The sequence below is a fragment of the Stenotrophomonas sp. CC22-02 genome, from assembly GCF_004365115.1.
In the GTDB taxonomy this organism is placed as follows: Bacteria; Pseudomonadota; Gammaproteobacteria; order Xanthomonadales; family Xanthomonadaceae; genus Stenotrophomonas; species Stenotrophomonas forensis.
In genome coordinates this window covers 3,448,146-3,472,474 of sequence record NZ_SOCO01000001.1, presented here as the reverse complement: position 1 = coordinate 3,472,474, position 24,329 = coordinate 3,448,146, and the positions used below count along the sequence as shown (strand labels likewise).

The 24,329-nt window shown below is 68.8% G+C and carries 22 protein-coding genes; 8 read left to right on the top strand and 14 right to left on the bottom strand.

Annotation, left to right across the window (positions count from 1 at the left end):
• Positions 1 to 92 precede the first annotated feature (92 nt).
• Positions 93 to 2,015 (top strand): signal peptide peptidase SppA, encoded by a 1,923-nt coding sequence (sppA, locus tag N440_RS15880; protein WP_040006996.1) that lies wholly within the window; start codon positions 93 to 95, stop codon positions 2,013 to 2,015.
• A 75-nt stretch (positions 2,016 to 2,090) separates the two neighbouring features.
• Here the strand turns inward: sppA and N440_RS15875 are convergent, their stop codons facing one another.
• Positions 2,091 to 2,303, bottom strand: a complete 213-nt coding sequence (locus N440_RS15875; protein ID WP_133935682.1) for a hypothetical protein — start codon at positions 2,301 to 2,303, stop codon at positions 2,091 to 2,093.
• Between the two features lie 111 nt (positions 2,304 to 2,414).
• Here N440_RS15875 and N440_RS15870 point away from each other — a divergent pair, with 111 nt between their 5' ends.
• On the top strand, positions 2,415 to 3,191 hold the full coding sequence (locus N440_RS15870) for an SDR family oxidoreductase (RefSeq protein WP_008267396.1): 777 nt from the start codon (positions 2,415 to 2,417) through the stop codon (positions 3,189 to 3,191).
• A gap of 92 nt (positions 3,192 to 3,283) precedes the next feature.
• On the opposite strand, the gene N440_RS15865 is transcribed toward N440_RS15870, so the two are convergent.
• From N440_RS15865 to N440_RS15825, 9 genes are all read right to left on the bottom strand, one after another.
• A complete protein-coding gene (locus N440_RS15865; protein WP_133935681.1) occupies positions 3,284 to 4,027 on the bottom strand; it encodes a hypothetical protein in 744 nt (247 codons plus the stop codon).
• A 35-nt stretch (positions 4,028 to 4,062) separates the two neighbouring features.
• Positions 4,063 to 4,758 (bottom strand): DUF4124 domain-containing protein, encoded by a 696-nt coding sequence (locus N440_RS15860; RefSeq protein ID WP_133935680.1) that lies wholly within the window; start codon positions 4,756 to 4,758, stop codon positions 4,063 to 4,065.
• A gap of 43 nt (positions 4,759 to 4,801) precedes the next feature.
• Complete coding sequence (locus N440_RS15855) at positions 4,802 to 5,392, bottom strand: Sua5/YciO/YrdC/YwlC family protein (RefSeq protein ID WP_080375971.1); 591 nt, start codon at positions 5,390 to 5,392, stop codon at positions 4,802 to 4,804.
• Between the two features lie 140 nt (positions 5,393 to 5,532).
• Positions 5,533 to 8,010 carry a DNA topoisomerase I gene (locus N440_RS15850; protein ID WP_133935679.1) on the bottom strand — a complete coding sequence of 826 codons (2,478 nt, stop codon included), beginning with the start codon at positions 8,008 to 8,010 and terminating at the stop codon, positions 5,533 to 5,535.
• A 193-nt stretch (positions 8,011 to 8,203) separates the two neighbouring features.
• Positions 8,204 to 9,136 (bottom strand): RDD family protein, encoded by a 933-nt coding sequence (locus N440_RS15845; RefSeq protein ID WP_133935678.1) that lies wholly within the window; start codon positions 9,134 to 9,136, stop codon positions 8,204 to 8,206.
• Between the two features lie 49 nt (positions 9,137 to 9,185).
• Positions 9,186 to 9,938 (bottom strand): pilin, encoded by a 753-nt coding sequence (locus N440_RS15840; RefSeq protein WP_049456862.1) that lies wholly within the window; start codon positions 9,936 to 9,938, stop codon positions 9,186 to 9,188.
• A gap of 39 nt (positions 9,939 to 9,977) precedes the next feature.
• Positions 9,978 to 10,451: a DUF494 family protein gene (locus tag N440_RS15835; protein WP_006472770.1), complete on the bottom strand. Its 474-nt coding sequence runs from the start codon at positions 10,449 to 10,451 to the stop codon at positions 9,978 to 9,980.
• Between the two features lie 43 nt (positions 10,452 to 10,494).
• The gene (gene dprA / locus N440_RS15830) at positions 10,495 to 11,622 is read right to left on the bottom strand and encodes a DNA-processing protein DprA (protein WP_133935677.1); all 1,128 of its coding nucleotides are present in this window, start codon (positions 11,620 to 11,622) and stop codon (positions 10,495 to 10,497) included.
• 129 nt (positions 11,623 to 11,751) lie between these two features.
• On the bottom strand, positions 11,752 to 12,885 hold the full coding sequence (locus tag N440_RS15825; protein ID WP_133935676.1) for a LysM peptidoglycan-binding domain-containing protein: 1,134 nt from the start codon (positions 12,883 to 12,885) through the stop codon (positions 11,752 to 11,754).
• 126 nt (positions 12,886 to 13,011) lie between these two features.
• Here N440_RS15825 and def point away from each other — a divergent pair, with 126 nt between their 5' ends.
• From def to N440_RS15800, 5 genes are all read left to right on the top strand, one after another.
• On the top strand, positions 13,012 to 13,524 hold the full coding sequence (gene def, locus N440_RS15820) for a peptide deformylase (RefSeq protein WP_008267110.1): 513 nt from the start codon (positions 13,012 to 13,014) through the stop codon (positions 13,522 to 13,524).
• A gap of 120 nt (positions 13,525 to 13,644) precedes the next feature.
• The gene (fmt, locus tag N440_RS15815) at positions 13,645 to 14,568 is read left to right on the top strand and encodes a methionyl-tRNA formyltransferase (protein ID WP_133935675.1); all 924 of its coding nucleotides are present in this window, start codon (positions 13,645 to 13,647) and stop codon (positions 14,566 to 14,568) included.
• A 3-nt stretch (positions 14,569 to 14,571) separates the two neighbouring features.
• Positions 14,572 to 15,903: a 16S rRNA (cytosine(967)-C(5))-methyltransferase RsmB gene (gene rsmB, locus N440_RS15810; protein WP_133935674.1), complete on the top strand. Its 1,332-nt coding sequence runs from the start codon at positions 14,572 to 14,574 to the stop codon at positions 15,901 to 15,903.
• 23 nt (positions 15,904 to 15,926) lie between these two features.
• Positions 15,927 to 17,636 (top strand): glycosyltransferase family 39 protein, encoded by a 1,710-nt coding sequence (locus N440_RS15805; protein ID WP_133935673.1) that lies wholly within the window; start codon positions 15,927 to 15,929, stop codon positions 17,634 to 17,636.
• Between the two features lie 158 nt (positions 17,637 to 17,794).
• Positions 17,795 to 19,051 carry an O-antigen ligase gene (locus N440_RS15800; RefSeq protein ID WP_133935672.1) on the top strand — a complete coding sequence of 419 codons (1,257 nt, stop codon included), beginning with the start codon at positions 17,795 to 17,797 and terminating at the stop codon, positions 19,049 to 19,051.
• Positions 19,052 to 19,078: 27 nt separating this feature from the next.
• Here the strand turns inward: N440_RS15800 and N440_RS15795 are convergent, their stop codons facing one another.
• Positions 19,079 to 19,885, bottom strand: a complete 807-nt coding sequence (locus tag N440_RS15795; RefSeq protein ID WP_133935671.1) for a glycosyltransferase family 2 protein — start codon at positions 19,883 to 19,885, stop codon at positions 19,079 to 19,081.
• Here N440_RS15795 and N440_RS15790 point away from each other — a divergent pair.
• Positions 19,884 to 20,942, top strand: a complete 1,059-nt coding sequence (locus N440_RS15790) for a CDP-glycerol glycerophosphotransferase family protein (RefSeq protein WP_133935670.1) — start codon at positions 19,884 to 19,886, stop codon at positions 20,940 to 20,942. The genes N440_RS15795 and N440_RS15790 overlap by 2 nt on opposite strands.
• An 85-nt stretch (positions 20,943 to 21,027) precedes the next feature.
• Here the strand turns inward: N440_RS15790 and N440_RS15785 are convergent, their stop codons facing one another.
• The 3 genes from N440_RS15785 to ribA all read right to left on the bottom strand — a co-directional run bounded on the left by N440_RS15785 (position 21,028) and on the right by ribA (position 24,272).
• Entirely contained in the window at positions 21,028 to 22,566 is a 1,539-nt protein-coding gene (locus N440_RS15785) for a PH domain-containing protein (protein ID WP_133935669.1), read from the bottom strand.
• Positions 22,563 to 23,063 carry a PH domain-containing protein gene (locus N440_RS15780; protein ID WP_053510186.1) on the bottom strand — a complete coding sequence of 167 codons (501 nt, stop codon included), beginning with the start codon at positions 23,061 to 23,063 and terminating at the stop codon, positions 22,563 to 22,565. Before N440_RS15780 ends, N440_RS15785 begins: the two co-directional genes overlap by 4 nt.
• Positions 23,064 to 23,138: 75 nt before the next feature.
• Complete coding sequence (gene ribA / locus N440_RS15775) at positions 23,139 to 24,272, bottom strand: GTP cyclohydrolase II RibA (RefSeq protein ID WP_133935668.1); 1,134 nt, start codon at positions 24,270 to 24,272, stop codon at positions 23,139 to 23,141.
• Between the last annotated feature and the right edge of the window lie 57 nt (positions 24,273 to 24,329).

Sequence of the window (24,329 nt, the reverse complement as noted above, 5' to 3'; positions counted from 1 at the left end):
CATGGCGGGCGATCCCCTGACTTGTGTCCGATGCCGCATCACACGGCACCGGCTATGCTGGTACCACGGCAAGAAGCCATCCGGAGCGTTCCATGAATCAACCCGTGCCCCCGCTGCCCCCGGCGCGTCGCAATCCCGTCGCCAGCTTCTTCATCGGGCTGTGGGACGTCATGAACTTCACCCGCCGGTTGATCCTCAACCTGGTGTTCTTCGGCCTGCTGTTCCTGCTGCTGGTGATGTTCGTCATCGCCGCCGGAATGGGCGCCGGTGCCAGCAAATCGCTGCAGGACCGCACCACCCTGGTGATCGCACCGGAAGGCCGCCTGGTCGAGCAGTTCAGCGCCGATCCGGTCAGCCGCGCGCTGGCCAAGGCGGTGGGCGACAACGGCGCCGAGGAGATCCAGCTGCGCGATCTGCTGCGGGTGATCGAGTCGGCCAAGGAAGACAAGAAGATCGAGCGTGTGGTGCTGGAGCTGGACAAGCTGCAGCCGTCGGGCTTCGCCTCGCTGCGCGAAGTGGCGTCGGCGCTGCAGGACCTGCGCGCGTCCGGCAAGCAGTTGGTGGCCTACAGCGAGAGCATGGGGCAGTCGCAGTACCTGCTGGCCGCACAGGCCGACGAGGTCTACCTGGACCCGATGGGGTCGGTGGTGCTTGAGGGCCTGGGCCGCTATCGCCAGTACTTCCGCACCGGCCTGCAGGACAAGCTGGGCGTGGACGTGCATCTGTTCAAGGTGGGCGAATACAAGTCCGCCGCCGAGCCGTACGTGCTCGACGCCGCCTCGCCGGCCTCCAAGGAAGCCGACCTGTTCTGGATGAACGACGTGTGGCAGCGCTACCTGGCCGACATCGCCAAGGCCCGCCGCCTGGATCCGGCCCAGCTGGCCGCCGGCATCGACACACTGCCGGAGGGCATCGCCGCAGCCGGTGGCGACCTGGCCAAGTTTGCCCTGCAGCAGAAGCTGGTAACCGCGCTGAAGACTCGCGAGGAATTCGAGGATCTGATGATCGAGCGTGGCGTGGCCGATGACGATGCCGACGGCGGTTTCCGCAACGTCGACTTCGGGCGCTACCTGGCGCTGCTCGACGCTCGCCGCAACCCGGTGGACTCGCGTCCGCAGGTGGCGGTGGTGGTGGCCGAAGGCGAGATCAGCGGCGGCGACCTGCCGGCCGGCCGTATCGGTGGTGAGTCGACCTCGGCGCTGCTGCGCGCCGCGCGCGACGACGAGAACGTGAAGGCCGTGGTGCTGCGCGTCGATTCGCCGGGCGGTGAAGTGTTCGCCTCCGAGCAGATCCGCCGCGAAGTGGTGGCCCTGCAGGCCGCCGGCAAGCCGGTGGTGGTGTCGATGGGCGATCTGGCTGCGTCCGGTGGTTACTGGATCAGCATGAATGCCGACCGCATCTATGCCGATCCGTCGACCATCACCGGTTCGATCGGCATCTTCGGCATGGTGCCGAACTTCAGCCGCGCGCTGGACAAGATCGGCGTGCACACCGACGGCGTCGGCACCACCCGTTTTGCTGGTGCCTTCGACGTTACCCGTCCGATGGACCCGGCGGTGGGCCAGGTCATCCAGACGGTGATCAACAAGGGCTACGCCGACTTCACCGGTCGCGTCGCCGACGCGCGCAAGAAGCCGGTCGAGGCCGTTGATGAAGTGGCCCGTGGCCGCGTGTGGAGCGGCGCGCAGGCCAAGGAACGTGGCCTGGTCGACGCCTTCGGTGGCCTGAAGGACGCCGTGGCCGATGCGGCCAGCCGCGCCAAGCTGGGCAAGGCCGATGCCTACCGCGTGCGCTACATCGAGAAGGCGGCGACGCCGTTCGCGCAGTTCGTCAGCGGTTTCGCCGGCAGCCGCGCCGGTGCCTGGATGCTGTCCGACTCGGGCATGGCGCGGATGATGCTGGCCCGCACGATGCCGGAAGTGGACACGCAGTTGCGCTTCGTCGAGAACGCGGCGCGCGAGAAGGGCAATGGTGCACCAGTGAAGGCACTGGCGTACTGCTTCTGCGGGTTCTGATCGGAGCGCCCATCCGCGCAGGGCGTGGATCTACTGGAAACGCCCGGCTTCGGCCGGGCGTTTTCGTTTGCGCGGTTACTGCGTCGCCTCGGCTTCGGCCGTGCGCTCACGTGCAGCGGCATCGTCCACGGTTTTCTGCACGCCCTTGGCGCGGTCCAGCGGCTCATTAATCGCGCGCGACATCGCCCGGGGCACCGGTGGCTTTTCCGGGTTCGGCGCCGGTGGGCGCTGGCAGCCCGCCAGCAGCACGGTGGCCAGCAGGGACGAGGAAAGGATCAACATGCGCATGGCGGCTCTCCGCGGTGGGCGTACGGGCAGTGTCGCACCCCCGGCAGGGAGCCGCCGTGAGCGCGTATCCTTGCGCCATCGAAATACAGCGGGCGCGGCCCCGGAGGACACATGACCCAGCAACGGTGGCGCCTGGATGGCCAGACCGCCCTGATCACCGGCGCCAGTGCCGGTATCGGCCTGGCCATCGCGCATGAACTGGCCGGCCTCGGCGCCGACCTGATGATCGTCGGGAGAGATATCGACATGCTGGAGACGGCGCGCGACGAACTGCTGGACGTGTATCCGCAGCACCAGGTGCACGCGCTGGCTGCCGATGTCTCCGATGACGAGGACCGCCGCCAGATCCTGGACTGGGTGGAAGATCACAGCGATGGCCTGCACATCCTGGTCAACAATGCCGGTGGCAACGTCACCAAGGCGGCCACGGAATATTCCGAGGACGAATGGCGCCAGATCTTCGAGACCAACCTGTTCTCTGCGTTCGAGCTGTCGCGCTACGCGCATCCGCTGCTGGCCCGTCACGCGTCGTCGTCGATCGTCAATGTCGGCAGCGTGTCCGGCCTGACCCATGTGCGCAGTGGCGTGGTGTACGGCATGAGCAAGGCGGCGATGCACCAGATGACCCGCAACCTGGCCGTCGAGTGGGCCGAGGATGGCATCCGGGTCAATGCGGTGGCGCCGTGGTACATCCGAACGCGGCGCACGTCCGGTCCGCTGTCGGACCCGGACTACTACGAGGAAGTGATCAACCGCACGCCGATGCGCCGCATTGGCGAGCCCGAGGAAGTGGCGGCAGCCGTGGGCTTCCTGTGCCTGCCGGCAGCCAGCTATGTCACCGGCGAGTGCATCGCGGTGGATGGCGGTTTCCTGCGCTACGGGTTCTGAGCGTTCGATGGTAGTGCCGGCCGCTGGCCGGCAACCTCAGGATCTTCAGATGATTGCAGTTGCCGGCCAGCGGCCGGCACTCCCGGTGGCTGTCACCCCGGCACCGGGCAGTTGCTGGCCTCCAGCACACCCTGCAGCCGCTCGCGTTCACCGCGTGCGGCATCGCGGTTGTCCGGGGCTGCGAAACGCTCGCGGCCGCGTGCATCGCGGAAGCGTTGCTGCCAGCTGCCGCAGCGCTGCGCCTCGGGCAGCGCCTCGCAGCGGTCACGCACCACTTCGCAGCCTGCTGCATTCACCGGCGTGGCGCCGCCCAGCCCCTGCACGGTCATCAGTTCGCAGCGCCCGGGCGCCGCTTCGTACTCATGCAGGTAGCCACCGCCCTGGCTGTCGGTGCACTGGAAGATCGGTGGCAACGGCGGTTTCGGTGGCCCGTCGCCGGATGCGGCGCGGGCCTCGGCTTCGCGTCGCAGCGTCGCGCTGTCGAGAATCTGGTCGCCGCCTTCGCGTTCAACCATGCCTGCTTCCATGATCGTGCGCCCTTGATCCGCGCGCCGTGGCGCCGCGGGCGTTGCAGGCGCTGCAGCGGGTTCGCTGGCCTGGGGAGCCGGTGGCGAAACCGGAGCCAGCGCCTGTGAGGGTTCAACCACGGCCGGTTGCGGGTTGGAGGGCGCCGGCATGCGCACGACCTGCTGCGTGCTGCCGGCCGGGCAGGGCGTGCGCTGCAGGATGGGGATGTCACTGCTGACGGACATGCAGCGGTAGATCACGCCGTCGTCAGCCAATGCAGCGCCGGGCAGCAGGGCCAGGGCCAGGGGCAGCCAGATCAATCTGTTCATGCGTACAGCGTACAGGCTGCGCCTGGACGCCGCGCTCAGCGCTGGCAATCACGCGACAGGCGCGCATCGATACCGCGTTGCTCGTTGCTGATGGCGGTACGTTCGCTCTGCAGTGCGCTGTTGTAGCGTCGGTCCAGTTCCCAGCGGCGATCCTGCAGGCGCGCGCAGACTTCCTGTGGGGGCAGCGCGTGGCAGCTGTCGCGGACCAGCACGTTGCCGGCCGGAACCTGCACGCCCACACCCGCCGCAGGCGGGCGATACCCCGCGCCTTCGCCGGCAGGCGTACCGATCGGCGTGCCGATGGCCGGTCGCGGTCCGGGGTGGACCGGGCCATGATGCCCATGCGGTAGCCAGACACTGGTCCACAACGGGACCCAGCGCGGATTGCCTTCGTTGCTGTCGCTGGTATAGCGCCGGCCATCGTCACTCACGCATTCGTACATCGGCTGCGGTGGCTGGATGTAGACGTGGCGGACTTCGCGCTCGCGGATGACCGGCGTTTCGCTGGGCGGCGGCGGCGCGGCATCGCTGCGAACCACGCGGGGGGCGGGATCGCGCGGACGCTGCAGGTCGCGTACTTCCTGGCGGCCACTGTTGCACGGCCGGTCCTGCAGGGCGACAGCGCCGTTGCTGGCAACGCAGCGGTACACGCGCACGTCCTCGGCCTCGGCGGTGCTCGCCGTCCACGGCAGCAGCAGGATCAAGCTCAGGGCGGCGCGCAGCAGGGTCATGGCGGCAGGGTGCGCGATTGTCCGGCGCAGTGCAATCGGTCGCTCAGGAGCGCAGGACGTTGCCGCTGAGTGCGTCGCGGATCGGGGTGGGCTGGGCCAGACCGCCGGTCTGTCCATCGAGGAGGCCGTCGAGCAGGCGCAGCAGGCGTGGGTCCAGCTCTTCGCGGCTGCGTGCCGGTGGTTCCCCGGCCAAGTTGGCGCTGGTGGAGACCAGCGGGCCTCCCCAGGCACGGCACAGGGCGGCCACCAGCGGGTGGGCGCTGATGCGCACCGCGATGCCGCTGTGCTCGCCGGTGACCCAGGGCTGCGCACGCGGGCCGGCCGGCAGGATCCAGGTGTTGGCACCGGGCCAGCTGGCCAGCACCGCGCGCTGGCGCGCGTCGGGCAGTGCCTGCAGCCGTACCCAGCCTTCCAGCTGGGCCAGATCGGCAGCGACCAGGATCATGCCTTTCTCGATCGGGCGCTGTTTCAGCCGCAGCACCATGTGCACCGCCGCCTCGTGCGAAGGATCGCAGCCCAGGCCCCAGACCGCTTCGGTCGGATAGGCGATCACGCCGCCCGCGCGGAGCGTGGCGACAGCAGAGTCCAGGGTGAGTTCTTTCATGGCGGCGACCGGCCCGGCGTGGGGCTTCATTATCCCCCTGCTGCGTGCAGAAGGGGTGGAACGATGCCGCTCGGTGGTGCCGGCCGCTGGCCGGCATTGTTGGTGGGTGCGGACCGTGGTGGGTGCGGACCGTTGGTCCGCACACCCCCTCATCCACGCAGGGCGTGGATCTACTTGGCTGCCTTCTTTACGGCCTTCTTGGCCGGCGCCTTCTTCGCCGCGGCCTTCTTCGCCGCTTTCTTGGCGGGGGCCTTCTTGGCGGCGGCCTTCTTCGGCGCCGCTTCCTTCTTCACCGCCGCCTTCTTGGCCGGCGCCTTCTTCGCAGCGGCCTTCTTGGCACCGAAGCCCTTGCGCACCGGCTTGCCGGTTTCTTCCATCAGCTGCTGCACTTCGGCCAGGGTCAGCGAAGCCGGCTCGCGATCCTTGGGGATCTTGCCGTTCATCTTGCCATCGCTGATGTACGGGCCGAAGCGGCCGTTCAGCACCTGGATGTCGCTGCCCTCGAACTCCTTGATGATCCGGTTGCGCGCGATCTCTTCCTTCTCTTCGATCAGGAACACGGCGCGGGCCAGGTCGATGGTGTACGGGTCGTCTTCCTTCTTCAGCGAGGCATAGGTGCTGCCACGCTTGGCGAACGGACCGAAACGACCGATGCCGACGCTGACCGGCTCGCCGTTGTCCTCACCCAGCGCACGCGGCATCAGGAACAGTTCCAGCGCGTCTTCCAGGGAGATGGTGTGCATCGACTGGCCAGGCCGCAGCGAGGCGAACTTGGGCTTTTCCTCGGCGTCCTCGGCGGTGCTGCCGATGGCCGCGTACGGCCCGAAGCGGCCCAGCCGCACGCTCACCGGCTTGCCGGTCTTCGGGTCGGTGCCGAGCTCGCGGGCGCCACTGGCCTCGGCACGGTCGACCGATTCCTTCTTGTCTTCCACCAGCTCCTTGAACGGCTCCCAGAAGCGGGCCATCAGCGGGATCCACTCCTCCTCGCCACGCGAGACGGCGTCGAGCTCGTCCTCAAGCTTGGCGGTGAAGTCGTAGTCCACGTACCGGGTGAAGTGGCTGGACAGGAACTTGGACACCGCACGGCCGACATCGGACGGGCGGAAGCTGCGGCCTTCCATTTCCACGTACTTGCGGAACAGCAGGGTCTGGATGATCGAGGCGTAGGTCGAGGGACGGCCGATGCCGTACTCTTCCAGCGCCTTCACCAGCGCCGCTTCGGTGTAGCGCGGCGGCGGCTGGGTGAAATGCTGCTCGGCCTGGATGCGTTCCAGCGGCACGCGGTCGCCGGGCTTCATCGCCGGTAGCTTGCGGCCTTCGTCTTCGTCCTCGGCGCTCTTGCTGTCCTTGCCTTCCTCGTACACGGCCAGGAAGCCGGGCACGACCACGGTGGTGCCGCTGGCGCGGAACACGTGCTCGCTGCCGGCCGACAGATCGACGCTGACGGTGTTGAGCGTGGCCGGAATCATCTGGCAGGCCACCGCACGCTTCCAGATCAGTTCGTACAGGCGGCGCTCGTCGTCGGTCAGGAACCGCGCGACCTGGGCCGGGGTACGCAGCGCCGAGGTCGGGCGTACGGCTTCGTGCGCTTCCTGGGCGTTCTTCGACTTGGTCTGGTAGGTGTTCGGCTGGTCCGGCAGCGAGGCGATGCCGTAATCGCGGGCGATCACGTCGCGGATCTCGGCCAACGCATCCTGCGACAGGTTCACCGAGTCGGTACGCATGTACGAGATCAGGCCGACGGTGCCTTCGTCACCGATCGCCACGCCTTCGTACAGCTTCTGCGCCACCTGCATGGTCTTGCGGGTGGTGAAACCGAGCTTGCGCGAGGCTTCCTGCTGCAGGGTGGAGGTGGTGAACGGCGGCGCCGGGCGGCGCTTGCGCTCCTTGCTGGCCACGTCGGTGACATGCAGCGAGCCCTGCGCCGCCTGCTGGATGCGCATGCGGGCGGCTTCGGCAGTGTCACCGTCGGTGATGGTGAACTGCTCGAACTTCTGCCCGTCCAGCTTGATCAGCTTGGCGTTGAAGTGCTGCGACGGGTGCGCGCACTCGGCCGCGATCGACCAGTACTCGCGAGCGATGAAGGCTTCGATCTCTTCCTCGCGCTCGACGATCATGCGCAGCGCCGGGCTCTGCACGCGGCCGGCGGACAGGCCGCGCTGGACCTTGCGCCACAGGACCGGGGACAGGTTGAAACCGACCAGGTAGTCCAGCGCGCGGCGCGCCTGCTGGGCATCGACCAGGTCACTGGCGATCTCGCGCGGCTGGCTGATCGCCTCCTTGATCGCGCGTGGCGTGATCTCGGTGAACACCACGCGCTGCATCGGCTTGTCCTTGACCAGCCCGCGTTCCTTCAGGATCTCGGCGATGTGCCAGCTGATCGCTTCACCCTCGCGATCCGGGTCGGTCGCCAGCAGGATGTCGTCGGCGCCCTTGGCGGCCTTGGCGATCGCATCGACGTGCTTCTCGTTCTTGTCGATCACGTCGTAGTGCATGGCGAACCCGTTGTCCGGGTCGACCGCGCCTTCCTTCGGAATCAGGTCTCGCACATGCCCATACGAGGCCAGGACCGTGTAGTCCTTGCCGAGGTATTTGTTGATCGTCTTGGCCTTGGCCGGCGATTCGACGATGAGCAGGTGCTTGGGCATGGCAGCAGGGTCTGTGGGGCGAACCGTGGGGAAGGGGCCGCTAGGGTGGAGCAAACGGCCGCATTAGTGAAGCGGCCACGCGCAAATCCATAAACTGAACGCCCGGTAATGTGCCGGGCGTTCAGGTTTCACCTTATTAGAGGAATCACGCCCGGCCAGCCCATGTCAAGCAGCCAGGCGTGATGATGGCCGTTCAGGAGGCCATCTTGGCGATGAAGCCGACCGCGAAGACCAGCAGGGCCAGGCCCACCAGCGACAACAGGCCGGTCAACACCAGCACCAGCACCGTGACCGTGCCCAGCTCGCGGCGCTGCAGCTGTGGCTGGTCGGTGAAGGCCCAGCGGTCGACCACCAGGGTGTCGCAGATCATGTCGTGCAGGCCCTGCTTGCGCTCGGTGAAGGCCGCCATCAGGAAGCCGATGCCAAGGGTGAAGCTGCTCAGCAGCATGGCCCAGTAGCGACCGAACGCGCGCGCCTTGGTCAGGCGTTCGCCATTGCTGCGCACGACCTTGATGCCGACCGCCATCTTGCCCAGCGTGGCGCCGCCCTTGGAGGCATGGAACCAGGTGTAGTACGCCATGCCGATGGCGAAGTTGATCAGTGCGCTGGACAGCTGCGCGACCACCTCGATGGCCGATTCACCACTGCCCACCGCGCCCATGCTGGCGCCGAGCGCCACACCGACGATGGCGCCGATGATGCTGCCGGGGATGAACAGCACGAAGTAGTCGATCATGTAGGCGGCCACGCGCTTCCAGAAGCCCGCGTAGACCACTTCGCCGCCCATCACCGGCTGCGCGTGGCCAGCGCTGCCAGCGGCGGCAGGCGCGCTGTACGGCGAGCTGCCGAGGGCGCCGGTGCCGGGCAACGGCGCGGTGCCGTTGTCGATGGCGGCATAGTCGCCGCGCAGGTCGAAGCCGCCGCTGCCGGCGGCCGTGGTGGCATCGGCCAGCGTCTGCAGTTCAAGCTCGTCGACCACCTGGCGCAGCGCCGCCCACTGCGCCATGCCTTCGCGCCAGACCAGGGTGTCCAGGTTCAGTTGGCCGCGCTGGAAGCGCTGGCGGATCTCCTGGGCCGGCAGCGGGCCCTGGCGTTGCTGTCCTTCGGCGTAATACCACTCAGTCATTGCATGTTCCCTGTTGGATCGTCCTTGGAGGTGCCGGTACGCGCGCGGCTCAGCCGCGGCACGACGGCGGCAGGTACTTGTCGTCGCTTGCGCCGCTGCATTCCCAGCGGCCGCTGTCGCGGTCGTATTCCAGCCACAGCAGGTCTCCGTCGATGCTCTTGCCCGGCATCGCCAGCGTTGCCTCGACGCCACAGTGGCCGTTGTTGAAGCGGCCGATGTTCACCGTCGACAGGCCAGCCTGGGTGAAGTCGCCCGGGGCCGGGAAGCCGGCATCGTTGGCGCCGGGGCAGCGGCCTTCGTCGTCGGCGAAGTGCTGCACCTGTTCCTTCAGCGGCTGCAGGGCGTTCACCGCGCTGGAGACCTTGGCGCGAACCGTGTAGTCGTTATAGGCGGGCAGCGCGATGGCAGCGAGGATGGCCACGATCGGCACCAGCACCAGCAGCAGAGCGCCCGCGATGATGGCAGTGAGCGCGCAGCCGGACAGCTTCTTCTTCGGCGGCGGCACAACGCCCGCCGGTGCGCTGGTGGAGTACGGTGTGGACGGTGGCAGCACCGGTGGCTGCGGCGGCGGCGGTGCCACCGGTTCCGGCGCGGGCTCGACGGTCGTTGCCGCAGCGTCCAGTGCAGGCACGATCAGGCCGAGTTCGTCGACGACAGTGCGCAACGGCTGCCATTGCGGCAGACCGTCGCGCCACACCAGGGTGTCCAGGGAGATCTGGTTGTTGCGGAACAACTCAACCAACTGTTCCGCCGGCAGCGGGCCTTGCTGCCGGTTGCCTTCTGCGTGGAACCACTCGCTCACGGGGACGCTCCTGAATGCGCTATGCCCCCAAGTGTACGGTCAGTGCAGGGGTTCTGGCTCGTCCATGAACATCTGCGTCTCCATCCAGGCATAGGCCGCTTCGGAGCCGGGCTGGTTGAACAGCACCATCAGCACGACCCATTTCAGGTCGTCCAGGTCCAGTTCGTCCTGGTCCAGGGCCATCGCCCGGTCCAGCACCAGCTCGCGCTGGTCGGCATCAAGGATGCCGTGCTGTTCCAGATACAGCAGGAAACCGCGGCATTCCACGTCCAGCTTGTCCAGCTCGGGGCCGTGGTAGACGCGCACGGGGCCGTCGACCCGGGCCTGGGACATGCTCGGCCGTTGCGCGGCCAGGGCATCGAGCCAGTCGAATGCCTTGTTGATCTCGGTAGGGCTGAAACCGGCCTGGATCAGGCCGTTCTGAAGCGAATCGCGGTCACGGATCAGGTCCGCATCTTCGCTGAAATAGTGTTCAAACAGGTACAGCAGTACGTCCAGGATGCTCTCTTTCATTGCCCCTCGGCCTGCGTCGCGCGACGCTGTGGAGGTGAAGAAACTAGGGAGTTCGACAGTAGCGGCCGTGTACGCACACCACGATTCCCGCCAGTTCCATGGCCAGCAGCATGGAGGACACCTGGGGCGCCGTCAATCCACAGCGCGTGATCAGTGAATCCATACCGCTTGGGTTGTGGTCCAGGGCCCGCCACAAGCACTGGTAGTCAGGGTCGTCGGCCCAGCGCGCCGGCAGGAGTGCCGGCGGTGCCTGTTCAGTGGGGGTGGCCAGCCGCGATTGCAAGCCCGGCAGCTGCTGGCGCAGCGCGGGGGCCAGCAGCTCCAGTACCTCCTCGGGGCGTTCGACCAGCGCGGCGCCTTCACGGATGAGCCGGTGGCAGCCCGCCGCCCGTGGATTGAGCACTGAACCGGGCAGGGCGCAGACCTCGCGACCGGCCTCGGCGGCCAGGCGCGCGGTGATCAGCGCTCCCGAGCGCTGGGCGGCCTCGACCACCACCGTGGCCAGGGCCAGCCCGGCCACCAGCCGGTTGCGGGCCGGGAAGTGCCCGGGGCGGGCCGCGGTGCCAGGACGGTATTCGCTGAGCACGGCCCCCTCGGTGGCGATCCGGGCCTGCAGCCGGGCATGACTGTCCGGGTAGGCGCGGTCGGGACCGGTACCGATCACGGCGACGGTGCAGCCGCCGGCGTCCAGGGTTGCCAGGTGGGCGGCTGCATCGATGCCGGCAGCCAACCCGCTGGTTACCGCCAACCCGGCCTCGACGAAGCCGCTGGCAAAGCGGGCCGCCAGCGCGCGTCCACCCGGCGTTGGCGAGCGGCTGCCGACCAGGGCCACGGAGGGGCGCCAGGCCAGGCTGGGGTCACCGGCCACGAACAGCGCCAGCGGTGGGTTGGGTACCTCCAGCAAGGGGGGAGGAAAGGCCGGGTCGGTGAAGGCCAGCAGGTGGTGGTCGTCGTCTTCCAGCCAGCGCTGCGTGGCTGTCCACGCCCGCGTATCAGGGCGTTCCAGTGCGGCGCATTGCTCCGGTGTGCAGCCGTGTGCTCGCCAGTTCGCGGCGCCCTGCGCGATGGCCGCGTCCGCGCAGCCCGCGCTCTGCAGCAATGCCCGTCGCGGCGCCAGTGCGCCCCCTGCCATCACCAGGCGCAGCAGCGCCTCATCAGCTTGCTTGGTCATTCCCCACTATCGACCGCATGCAACAAAGGCGCCCTCGGGCGCCTTCGCATGTACGTGTCAGGTTTTGCCGGAGGTGCCTGCCGGCCAGGGGCCGGCGCTACCTGGGGTGGCCGGGGCAGCCGGCAACCGTTATTTCGCGTCCGGGTGCAGCGCGTTGTAGCCCACCCGCACCGGCTTCACGCCCTGCATCACCAGCGCGTAGCTGACGTTGTCGAAGGTACGGAACACCATCGCGTGCGCCGCGTACTCCTCCGGCAGTGCAACCCGGCCGACACTGCCGCTGAGCGCATCGTCCATGCGCGACGACGTCGGGTACTTGAGGCGGTTGGCCACATGACGACCCTGCCGCCACAGCGAGAACACGGTGCCATTGTCCACGCCCTGGACGCGGCCGGCCGAAATCGCGATCACGTCGCGCGGGCCGCCGGCGGTGAACATGTCGGTCACTGCGAGCACGCGCACGTCCACGCCTTCCACGCCTGCGGCCGGCACATGCGGCACGAACTGCAGGTCATAGGGACGGGCCTCGACCGGCACCAGGCGGTCGCCGACACGGACTTCGCGGCCGCCTGTGTTCTTGTCCAGCGCCAGCGTGGAGGCCCCGGCCTTGCCGTCGGCAACCCGGGTGATGGTGCCGGTGGCGAGCTGGGCCAGTTCATAGCCCAACACGCCGCGGCGCGCGTTGGGGGCGTTGTACGCCTTCCACAGGTTGCCGCTGCCGGGGGTGACGTCGCCGTTGGCATTCAGGTCTTCGGTCGGCTTGGGCTGGGCGTAGCGCACGGTCGGGCGGACCACGGCCCAGCGCTGTCCCAGCTGGGCATCGCCCAGCTTCACGTAGGCGGTATCGCCGCCGGCCACGCGCAGGCGGTTGTCTTCCAGGCCGACCACCTGGGGCAGCTGCTCGATGCTGTCGACCACGCTCAGCTGCTTCAGGAACGGCTCGACCTGGGCCAGCGGAATGGCGTCGATCGGGGCCTCCTGGCGCGGGCCCGGCTGGGCCGCCACGGTCACCCGGTCCAGATAGGCCAGGCTGAGCACGTCACCGGGATAGATCAGGTGCGGATTGGCGATCTGCGGATTGGCCTGCCAGATCTCCGGCCACAGCCACGGCTTCTGCAGGAAACGTGCGGCGATATCCCACAACGTATCCCCTTTTCGGACCACATAGGTGTCCGGGTGCCCGCCATTCACTTCCACGGCGGTAGCATAGGCAGCCACGGTCAGCATCGCCGCGGCGACGACCGTACGAAAACGAAGCAACATAGGTGTGAAGCCCTGATTCCCCAACAGGTCCGCGCACTATAGTCCAGAAACCGGGGCGCAAGGCAAGCGTTGGAGCTAGAATCTGCGACGTATGCCGGCGTGCCGGCCCCCTATCCGGAAACAGCCATGGCCCTTCTCCCCATTCTCGAGTTCCCCGATCCGCGCCTGCGTACCAAGGCTGCGTTGATCGAAGCCGCCGAAGTCACCACGCCGGCCTTCCAGGAACTGATCGACAACATGTTCCTGACCATGTACGACGCCCCGGGCATCGGCCTGGCCGCCACCCAGGTGGATGTGCACAAGCGCTTCATGGTCATCGACGTCAGCGAAGAAAAGAATGAACCGCATGTGTTCATCAACCCGGAAATCGTCGCCAAGGACGGGGGCCGGGTGTACCAGGAAGGCTGCCTGTCGGTGCCGGGCATCTTCGCCGACGTGACCCGCGCCGACACCATCACCGTGAAGTACCTGGACCGCAATGGCCAGGAACAGCAGCTGGAAGCCGGCGAAGTGCTGGCGACCTGCATCCAGCACGAGATGGATCACCTGGACGGCAAGCTGTTCATCGACTATCTGTCGCCGCTCAAGCGCGAGATGGTGCGCAAGAAGCTGGCCAAGCAGCGCAAGCACGTGGCGTGATCGCCGATCCGGGCCACCCTTCGGGTGGCCCCTGCCTGCGCGACGCGCGCGGGCTGTACGGCGCCGGCCGACGGCGCCGTTTTCTTTCCTGCACGAATCCATCCTGCAAGTGGGGTAGCCATGAGGATTGTCTTTGCCGGTACGCCGGAATTCGCGGTGTCATCGCTGCGCGCGGCTGCGCGCCATCACGAGGTCGTGGCCGTCTACACCCAGCCTGATCGACCGGCCGGTCGTGGCCGTGGCCTGGCGCCGTCGCCGGTCAAGCTCGAAGCCGTGGCCCGTGGCATCCCGGTCTACCAGCCCGAATCGCTGAAGGGCGACGCTGCCCAGCAGCAGCTGCGCGACCTGCAGCCGGACCTGATGGTGGTGGTGGCCTACGGCCTGATCCTGCCCAAGGCCGTGCTGGCCATTCCGACCCACGGTTGCTGGAACGTGCATGCTTCGCTGCTGCCGCGCTGGCGCGGTGCCGCGCCGATCCAGCGTGCGATCCAGGCCGGCGACGCCAAGACCGGCGTGTGCCTGATGCAGATGGAAGCGGGCCTGGATACCGGCCCGGTGCTGCTGCACCAGGAACTGCCGATTGCCGCCACCGATACCGGTGGGCAGCTGCACGACAAGCTGGCCGAACTGGGTGCGCAGGTGCTGTCCGATGGCCTGGGCCTGCTGCGTGCCGGCATCAAGCCGATCGCGCGGCCGCAGCCGGAGCAGGGCGTGACCTACGCGCACAAGCTGGACAAGGCCGAAGCGAAGCTGGACTGGGCGCAGGACGCCGCTGCGCTGGCGCGCACCGTGCGCGCGTTCAATCCGTGGCCGATCGCCGAGGCGACGCTGGCCGGCGAGCGCGTGCGCATCCATGGCGCGGTGGCGCTGGATGAGGCCCACGCCCAGGCGCCGGGCACGGTGCTGGCCGCCGGCCGCGACGGCATCGACATCGCCTGCGGCCAGGGTGTGCTGCGCCTGCGCGTACTGCAGCGCGAAGGCGGCAAGGCGATCACCGCCGCCGACTACCTCAACGCTCGCCGCGACCTGCGCGTGGGGGCATAAGCGGTGTCGAAGCAGAATGATTTCTCCATCGCCAAGGCGGCGCCGGGCGCGGCCACGCGCATGCTGGCCGCACGCGTGCTTGCGCAGGTATTCACCCGTGGCCGTTCGCTGAAGGCCGAACTGGCCTGGGCGTTGCCGAAGCTGGCCGACAGCCGCGACCGCGCGCTGCTGGAGGCACTGTGTTTCGCCGTCCTGCGCCGCCGCAGTACCTATGACGCCGCGTTGCAGTCGTGGATGCAGAAGCCGCTCTCGGCGCGTGATGCCGACCTGCGCACCCTGCTGATGGTCGGCTTCGCCCAGCTGGATGTGCTGGAGCTGCCGGCGCATGCCGCACTCTCGGCCACGGTCGATGCCGCTCGCGCACTGGGCCGCGAGCGGCAGGCTGGCCTGGTCAACGCGATCCTGCGCCGCGCGCAGCGCGAAGGTTTCCCGGAGCAGCCCGCGCGCGATGCCTTCCCGGAATGGCTGGCCGAGGCGATCGAACGTGATTGGCCGGCGCAGGCCGAAGCGGTGTTCAACGAAAGCCTGCAGCCTGCGCCGCTGTGGCTGCGCGCCAACCGCCAGCATGGCGGCCGCGACAAGGCCCTGGCAGCGCTGGCCGAGGCCGGCATTGCCGCTGAACCCAGTGCGCTCAGTCCCGATGCGTTGCGCCTGGCGGCACCGGTGGCGGTGAACCAGCTGCCCGGCTTCGCCGACGGCGCGCTGTCGGTGCAGGACCTGTCGGCGCAGTGCGCGGCGGATGCACTGGCGCCCGCCGCTGGTTCGCGCGTGCTGGATGCCTGCGCAGCGCCCGGTGGCAAATCGGCGCACCTGCTCGAACGCGACCCGAGCCTGCGACTGCTGGCGCTGGATATCGACGCCCGGCGCCTGGCGCGCGCCCGTGACACCTATGCCCGTACCGGTGTCGGCGAACATGCGCAGACCCTGGTGGCCGATGCCAGCGATCCCGGCGCCTGGTGGGACGGCGTGCCGTTCGACGCGATCCTTCTGGATGCACCGTGTTCGGCCACCGGCGTGATCCGCCGCCAGCCGGACGTCATGTTCCACCGCCGCGCCGAGGACATCGATGCGCTGGTGGGAGTGCAGGCGCGCCTGCTGGAGGCCTGCTGGTCGATGCTGCGCCCGGGTGGCGTGATGTTGTATGCGACCTGCTCGATCCTGCGTGCCGAGAACATCGATCAGGTGCGCGCGTTTCTCAAGTGGCATCCGGATGCCGAGGCGCAGCCGCTGGGCGACGCATTCGGCGTGGATTGCGAAGGCGTGGCGCGCCAGCGTCTGCCTGGTGACAACGATGCTGACGGTTTCTTCTACGCGCGTCTGATAAAAGCAGGCTGATCCCCGCTGCCGTTTCGAGTCCCATGCTGAAAACCCACGCGTCGCGACAGACGTGGCTGTTGGTGGTGATGGCCCTGCTGGTGCTGGGGGCCGGCCTCGGCCTCCGCGATCCATGGCCGTCGGACGAGCCGCGCTTCGCGCTGGTGGCCAAGCAGATGGTCGACAGCGGCTACTGGTTGTTCCCGCATCGTGGGCCCGAGCTCTACTCGGACAAGCCGCCCATGCTGATGTGGTGGCAGGCCACGCTGTACGGCCTGGTCGGCCACTGGCGCGTGGCCTTCCTGCTGCCTTCGCTGCTGGCCGCGCTGGGCACGCTGTGGTGCGTGGTGGATCTTGGCCGGCGCCTGTGGACACGGCGGGTCGGGCTGTATGCCGGCTGGGCGCTCCTGTTCGCGCTGCAGTTCACCTTCCAGGCGAAGAAGGCGCAGATCGACCCGCTGCTGCTGCTGTTCATCACGCTGGCCAACTATGGCCTGCTGCGCCACCTGTTGCTGGGCCCCGCCTGGCGCTGGTGGTGGCTGGGCTGGTTCTTCGCTGGCATCGGAGTGATCACCAAGGGCGTGGGCATGCTGGCGCTGCTGATGATCGTGCCAGCGGCGATCGCAGCGGTACTGCGATGGCCACGGGTAGGCCTGCACGCGCGCGACGTGCGCTTCTGGGCGGCGCCGCTGGCCTTCCTGCTGGCGGTGTCGTTGTGGCTGGCCCCGATGCTGCTGGCCGGCCTGGCCACCGGCTCGGACGAGTACCGGGCCTACATGGACGACATCCTGTTCCAGCAGACCGCACGGCGCTACATGCAGTCCTGGGATCATCACCAGCCAGGCTGGTACTTCCTGGCGATCATGCCGTCGATGTGGCTTCCCGCCTTCCTGCTGCTGCCCTGGGCGCTGCCTGCCTGGTGGCGTCGGCTGCGCCGCCGCGACCCGCGTTACCTGCTGCCGCTGGCCTGGTGGCTGCTGGTGGTGCTGTTCTTCTCGATTCCTGACGGCAAGCGCGATGTGTACATCCTGCCGGCGCTGCCGATGTTCTGCCTGGCATTGGCACCGTTGTTGCCGGGGTTGCTGAAGCGGCGCGATGTGCAGGCCGTGGCGGGGCTGTTCACCGGACTGTTGTCGCTGGGCCTGGCACTGGCCGGCGCGTTGGCAGTGCTGGGCGACCCGGCCTTCGAGCTGCGCCTGACCCACAGCCGCGGACTGGCCCCCGGGGCGGTCGACGCACTGGCCTGGACGATCCTGGCCATGGGGCTGTGGGGCGGACTGAGCCTGTTGGTCTGCGGCCGTCGCAGGCACCATGCGCTGGTGTCGACGTTGGCGGTGGTCTGGCTGCTCTACAGCCTGGTCGGCTATCCACTGTTGAACGATTCCAGCTCCGCCCGTGGGCTGATGCGCACCGTCGGAAGTCGTATCGGCCCTGATGCGGAGCTGGGGCTGGTGGCCTGGAAGGAGCAGCATCTGTTGCTGGCCGACCGCCCTGCAGCGACCTTCGGTTTCCGGGTGCCGTGGGACGAGCAGCTGGTCGCCGCCACGCGCTGGCAGCGGCTGGTGCCAGCGCGCCGTTGGCTGCTGGTCAACGAGAACGCAATGCTGTCATGCGTCGACCGAACCCGCTCCGAACTGGCCGGCGTGGCCAACCGGCGGCGCTGGTGGCTGGTGCCCGCGGCGGCGGTGACGGTGCCCTGCGTGGTCACCGCAGAGGAGCGCGAACGTGGGAGGCGTCTGCAGGAACATGACTGACTGCCCCGATTCCCGCTTGTCCGGTCTGCCCAAGCAGGGCCAAAGGCAGTAAAGTGAAATGGCAGGCTGGGATGGCCCCTGTCGGGGCATTCCCGTTCTTTCAGTAGATTGCAGCGATACTTCCCGACGTGCCAGCCTCAGCGGACAATCTGAACCCCATGGCCGGCGATCCGCTGGGCGTGCCCGTCGGTGGACGTCACGGAGTGGCGCATGCACTGGCCCAGCTGGGCCTGTTCTGCCTGCCGGCACTCGTGCTGACCGTGCCGATCAACCTGTTGCCCTATGGTCTGCTGCTGCTGCTCAGTACCCTGCTGGCGCCCGAGCTGCTGTGGCGCACGCGCGGCATGGCCGGTCAGCCGGTGAAGGTGCTGGCCTGGCTGATGCTGGCGGTGTTGGCCCTGGGCGTACTGTCGGTGCTGCTGTTCGAGCAGGGGCTGCGCGACGTCGACAACCGCTCGCGGTTCGTCGTGATCCCGTGGATCGCGCTCTGGGTCTGCGCGCTGCGTCCAAACCTGCGCTGGCTCTGGTATGGCGCGCTGGCCGGCCTGCTTGCCACCTTCGGGATGTCGCTGTGGCAGGTGCTGCGCGGGGCTCCGCGCGCGGAGCTGTTCACCAACGCCATCGTGCTGGCCGACATCGTGATGGTGCTGATGGTGCTGCTGGTGTTCTGCCGCCCATCACGCCGCTGGTCGCTGGTGATCCTCGGCATGGCTGCCGGCTGCGGCACCATCGTGCTGACCGGCAGCCGTGGCGTGTTTGCCGCGTTGCTGGCACTGCTGGTGGTCCTGGCGCTGAGCCTGCGCTGGCGTACCGGCGTGGCCCGGCTGTCGGTGCTGGCTGGCATGCTGGCGATCGGTGCGACCCTGCTGCTGTCGGTGCCTGAGCTGCGCCATCAGGTCCGCCTCAGCGAGCTGCACAGCGATGTGCAGCGGATGGAGCAGGGCGACAGTGATTCGTCCGCCGGTGCCCGGGTGGAGCGCCTCAAGGTGGCCTGGGAGACCTTCCTCGACCATCCGCTGGTGGGTGTCGGCATCGGTCATTTCGACAGTGCAATGCAGCGCGTGCCGGTCTGCCGCGAGAACCCGGGTGAGGCGCGCTGCCACCTTGGGCATGCGCACAACGACGTGGCCGAATGGGCCGCAACCCAGGGCGTGCCGGGCCTGGCACTTCTGCTGGCGGTGTACGGCATCCCGTTGTGGCTGTTCGTGCGCCTGCATCGTCGCAGTGGACGGGTGACCTTCCGTGGGCCGGCCGCGGCCGGCGTCATGCTGGTGATCACCTATGCGTTGTGCGGCCTGACCCAGTCGATGTTCGCCCACCAGATGACGGCCAGTTTCTACGTGACCCTGGTCGGCCTGCTGACCGGTCTGTCGATTCTCGAAGGTGCGCGCCACCGGGCGATCATCGGGTCGTGATGCTGTGGCGCTGGCACGGCCCGGCGATCAACGGTCCGGGGGATCCGCAACGGCCTGGCCGTTGCCCAGCATCCACAGCATGATGGTCTTCTGCCGCACGTAATTGGCACGCACATAGGCGTAGACCAGGCCGTGCCAGCCGTCGCGGAAGCCACCACGGAACAGGAAGCCGCGCCAGAAGCGCCAGGCCGGGGCCAGCACCAGCTTGCCGAGCGTGGCGCGCTTGCCGCGTGCGAACTCGTGCTCGGCCATCATCCGCGCGTACTTTTCCGTCTTCGCCAGCTGCTGCTGCAGCGAGCGGTAGGGGTAGTGGATCAGGTCGCCGTGCAGGGTGCCGACGCTGCCGTCAACGCTGGCCGCCTCGTGGATCTCGCGCTTGCCGCGCCAACCGCCACGGCGGCGGTCGAACAGACGCATCACCCGGTCGGGGTAGGCGTTGCCATGGCGCAGGAACCTGCCGAAGTACTCCGACAGGCGCGCGAAGCGGTAGCCGGCGTGGCCGGCGAAGCCGCCGTCGCGGGCCTGTTCGATGGCCATGCGCAGTTCCGGGCTGATGCGCTCATCGGCATCCAGGCACAGCACCCAGTCGTGCCGGGCCTGTTCGACGCAGAACGCCTTCTGGCTGCGGAAGCCCTCGAACGGGCGCTGCAGCACGCGGGCGCCTGCGGCCTCGGCAAGGGCCACGGTGGCATCGGTGGAGTACGAGTCCACGACAATGATCTCGTCGCAGAAGGCCAGTGAGGCCAGGCAGTCGCCGATGCGGCCGGCCTCGTTGAACGCGATAATGCAGGCCGAGATGCGAGGCCGTTCGATGGGAGCGGTCGTGGAGGACATGATGGCCGGGTACCTGTTGTTTGCGACGGAGCGCTATGCGCTGCCTATTCTCGCCCCGTTGGCGCAGGCCTTGCACGCGTCCGGGCAGGACGTGGCCGCCTGGTTCGAAGGTGGTGCAGCCGGCAGCCACCTGCCCGGGGTGCCCAACATCGGCCTGAAGGAGGCCCTGGCGATGCGCCCGCGCGCCGTGTTCAGCGCCGCCAACTGGGTGCCGACCTTCCTGGCCGGGGCCAAGGTGCAGCTGTTCCATGGCTTCAACGTGGAGAAGCGCGACAGCGCACGCGGCCACTTCCGGGTGCGCGGCATGTTCGACCTGTACTGCACGCAGGGGCCGGCCACCACCGTGCCGTTCCGCGAGATCGCCGCCCAGCAGGGCCACTTCGCGGTGGCCGAGACCGGTTGGCCGAAGCTGGACCCGCTGTTCCGCGACGATGGCGGCGAGAGTGCCGCGCTGCGCGCGCCGGCCGCTGGCCGCCCGGTGATCCTGTTTGGTTCGACCTTCACCGAGCGGTTGAGCGCGGCCCCGCACCTTCACGCGCAGATCGCCGCCGACATCGCCGCCGGTGACCGCTACTGGCTGCTGACGCTGCACCCGAAGTGCGCGCCGGAACTGTTCGAGCGCTACCGCGCGCTGGCCGGTGCCAATGCCCGCTTCATCGAGCCGGAGCAGGTGATGGCCGCGCAGCGCGCCGCCGACGTGCTGGTGTCGGACACCTCGTCGATCGTTTCGGAGTTCATCGTCCAGCACAAACCGGTGGTGACCTTCCGCAACCGCGTACCGAAGCCGCACATGATCGATTTCGATGACCCGTCACAGCTGGCGGCGATGCTGCAGCGCGCGCTGCACCCGGATGCCGCGCTGCAGGCGGAGATCGTGCGTTACGCCGATGCCATCCATCCATACCGCGATGGCCGCTCCAGCGAGCGGGTGATCGCCGCGACCGAGGATTTCCTGTCCGGTGAAATGGGCGCGCTGCGGCGCAAGCCGTTCGGCACCTGGCTGCGCGACCTGCAGATCCGCAAGGACCTGGGCTACTGGGGCCCATCGCAGCGGTGAGGTAGTGCCGGCCAGCGGCCGGCAAGCCGAGCATGGGCTCGGCTCTACAGTAGATCCACGCCATGCGTGGATGCCGGCCCTGCCGTCACCAGCGCAGCTTGCGCCGTGCCAGTGCCGCCGCCAGCTGTTCCATCACCTGCTGTGCCTGTTCGTGTGGCAGGTAGTGCAGGGTCAGTGCCACATCACCATGCGCACCGGCGGTATCCAGCTGCAGGCTGCTGGTGCCGAGCAGCTTGTCCAGCGGCGAGCGCTGCAGGCGCAGGCCCTGCACCTTGTCCAGCTCGGCCCAGCGCCACCAGCGCTTCCACCAGCCGCCGCGCACCGCCACGTAGTGATCGTCCAGGTACCAGCCCATGCGTGCCATCTGCCGATGCGCGACCAGCAGTGCCATCGGCATCCAGGCCAGCACCACCAGCCCCCATGATCCCCACCGCCAGTACGCGGCCGCCGCCAGCAACGGCGCCAGCAGCAGTGCACCCAGGCACAGCCGCCACCAACCGCGCTGCGGAATGGACTGCCACTGTGCCGGCGGCCACTGCAGCTGCGGCAGCAGGTGCTGCACCAGCTGCTCGCAACGCGCGCGTGATGCCAGCGGCGCCAGTTCGCGCAGGGCGCGGTCCTCATCGCGCGAAGGCCCGCCGGCGGCGCTGTCGATGCGCAGCTGGCGCAGCCCGAACCAGCGATGCAGGGTGCTTTCGCGCAGGGTCCAGGCCTGGATGCGGCGACGCGCCACGCTGCTGCGGGTGCGGCTGAGCAGGCCGGCCGAGACGGTCAGGCGGCGCTCCTGCTCGCTGAGCGTGAAGCCGTGGTAGCGCAGCAGGGTCAGCACCACCGACAGCACGCGCAGCGCCAGCCAGCCCAGCAGGAGCGCGGTGCCCGCCAGAAGGAACGCGCCGGCCACGCCCGGGTGCAGGTGGCTGGCGTAGCCGAACGCCTCGCGGCCACCGCGCTGGAGGGCGTCATCCATCACCGGCCGTGGCACGGTCTGGAACAGCACGCCGACGGCGGCGATCGCCAGCGCCCAGCCCCGGTTGGACAGCAGGCCCATGCGCACCACGTCCCCGCTGGACAGGCGCAGCAGCACGTGTTCATTGCCGGTGTCGGCGATGTCGGCCACCGTAATCGCTTCGCTGGCCTGTGGCGCCCGCCCGCGCTGGCGCACCAGCCGCTCCAGGGCCAGGGCCTGGTCCAGCTTCAGCACCCGCATTTCAGCCTCCGGGCGTGCGCCACCGGCCGACTCCAGGCGCAGCTCGGCCACGCCGAACAGGCGGTGCAGCGGGTTCTGCCGTACTTCCACGTTGTGGATGCGGGCAAACGGGATCTCGCGACGGTTGCGCGCAAGCAGGCCGCTGCGCACGGTGATCGCATCGCTGCCGATGCGATAGCGGTAGCTCAGGTACTGCAGCACCGACACCAGCACCAGGACAGCAATGGCCGACAACGGGATCAACTGCGCCCACATCGGATCGCGATCGCCGCGCTGGCCGAATACCAGCAGCGCGATCAGCGGCAGGAAGTAGTGGCGCAGCTGCATCAGCAGCACGAACAGCCACGACCATGGATGCAGGCGATGGTCTTCGCCACCGTCGGGCAGCGATGCGGGCAGGGGCGGCGGCAGGCTCACAGGGCGTCGGCGTCCTGGTCGAGCTGGTGCGAAAGGGTGTCGCGCAGGCGTTCGGCGTCGGCCTCGTCCAGGCCGCTCACGGTCACTGCGCTCATGCGGGTCCCGGCGGTGTGCACGATCAGCGTGGCCAGGCCGGCGCGGCGCTCCAGCGGCCCCCGGCGCAGGTCCAGGTGCTGCACGCGCGAAATGGGAATGCGGGTTTCCAGCTGCCACATCAGGTCGCGGCGCAGGCCCAGGCCCTGTGCATCCAGCCGCCAGCGCGTGCGGACCAGGCGGCGATGGCCCAGCCATGCACCGAAGGCGATGCCGATCAGCAAGCCGAGGGCTGCAGTCCACAGCCCGCCGGGCAGATCGAAGAACCACGCCGCCGCCGCCAGCGGCAGGCCCGGCACGAACAGGCCGCCGAAGGCGCCTTCCAGTGCGGCCAGGCGGGCCGCGCGTTGCGGTAGTACCTGCCAGTCGGAGGCGGGGGATGCAGGAATCGAGGCGTCGGTCACGCGGGCTCCGTCAGGCAGCAGGGCGGGCGGTGGCGGCCGTGGCCGCACCGCGCAGACGGTAGCAGGTCGGCCGCGTTACTGGGCAGCCTGGATCAGCGCGTCCACGTCCAGCATGTGGCCCGCACGGTCGGCCTTGGTGCGCAGGTAGTGCTCGTTCTCGGCGGTGATCTCGCCGGTGACCGGAATGCAGTCCAGCACCTCGATGCCGGCATTGCGCAGGCGCTGCGCCTTGGTCGGGTTGTTGCTGAGCAGGGCCACGCGCGCGATGCCCAGGCCGTGCAGCATCGCCACCGCGCTGCCGTAGCGGCGCTCGTCGGCGCCGAAGCCCAGCTGTGCATCGGCATCGATGGTGTCCAGGCCATCGTGCTGGTAGCCGTAGGCACGCATCTTGGCTGCGATGCCGGTACCGCGGCCCTCCTGGTCCAGGTACAGCAGCACGCCGCCACCCAGTTCCTTCAGCTTGCGCAGGCCGCGCCGCAGCTGGTCGCCGCAGTCGCACTTGAGTGAGCCGAACAGGTCGCCGGTCAGGCACGAGGAATGCACGCGCACCGGCACCACCGCCGAGAGGTCCGGTTCGCCGACGACGATCGCCACCTGGTCGCGCTGCGCCACGCCGCCGCGGAACACCGCGAAGGTGGTCATGCCAACGTCGCGCAGCGGCACCGGGGAGCGGGCCACCAGTTCGTAATCGTGGGCCGCATGGGCCGCGCCCTCGGCGAGGTCGCACAGGGCGACTTCGGCGGCACCGTCGAAGGTGGCGTCACCTGCGTCCAGGCGCACGGCCACCATTGCCGGCAGCAGCAGGCCCAGGCGGGCCAGTTCAACCGCGCCGGCATCGAAGGCGTCACCGGCGCTCCAGCCCTCCGGCATCGGGCCGGGCTCGCGCAGGTAGCCCAGCGAGGGCAGGGCATCGAAGGCGATGCCGGCCAGCGGCAGGCGTGCGCCTTCCGGAGCTTCCACGCCGAGCACGCGGGCGCGGGTGGCGGTCAGGAACAGGTAGTGGCGCTCGCGAGCGGCGCTGGCGAAGGCGGCAAAGCTGCTGGCGGTAGCGCTGTCCAGCGCGATCACCGCCAGGCGTTGGCCCTGGCCATCGTGCAGCAGGACCGGGCGACCGGCGCGCAGTTCGGCCACCGCGCGCTCGCAGCGGATCGCGGCCGGATCGCCGAACAGGGAAGAAGCAGACATGGCAGGACCGGGGGAGGCGGACATCGCAGTCTCTATGGGGGCGCCGGCGTCGTATTCAACGTGGTGCGGCCGCCGGTCGCA